1 rRNA gene is annotated in these 342 nt (G+C 51.8%); it reads right to left on the bottom strand.

What is annotated here, in order from left to right:
* A 23S ribosomal RNA gene (locus tag HFD97_RS22085) occupies positions 1 to 342 on the bottom strand; the annotation flags it as partial.

The following is a 342-nucleotide window of genomic DNA, read 5'->3' as shown; positions in this document are numbered from 1 at the left end:
CCCTATACGGTTAACCTTGCTACAGAATATAAGTCGCTGACCCATTATACAAAAGGTACGCAGTCACACCACAAGGGCGCTCCCACTGCTTGTACGTACACGGTTTCAGGTTCTGTTTCACTCCCCTCGCCGGGGTTCTTTTCGCCTTTCCCTCACGGTACTGGTTCACTATCGGTCAGTCAGGAGTATTTAGCCTTGGAGGATGGTCCCCCCATATTCAGACAGGATACCACGTGTCCCGCCTTACTCATCGAGCTCACAGCGTGTGTGCTTTTGTGTACGGGAGTATCACCCTGTACCCTGCGACTTTCCAGACGCTTCCACTAACACACATGCTGATTC

This window comes from Pantoea sp. EKM103V, from assembly GCF_011800365.1.
Taxonomy (GTDB): Bacteria; Pseudomonadota; Gammaproteobacteria; order Enterobacterales; family Enterobacteriaceae; genus Pantoea; species Pantoea anthophila.
The sequence above is the reverse complement of the archived record's forward strand: the minus strand, read 5'-3'. Positions and strand labels throughout refer to the sequence as shown.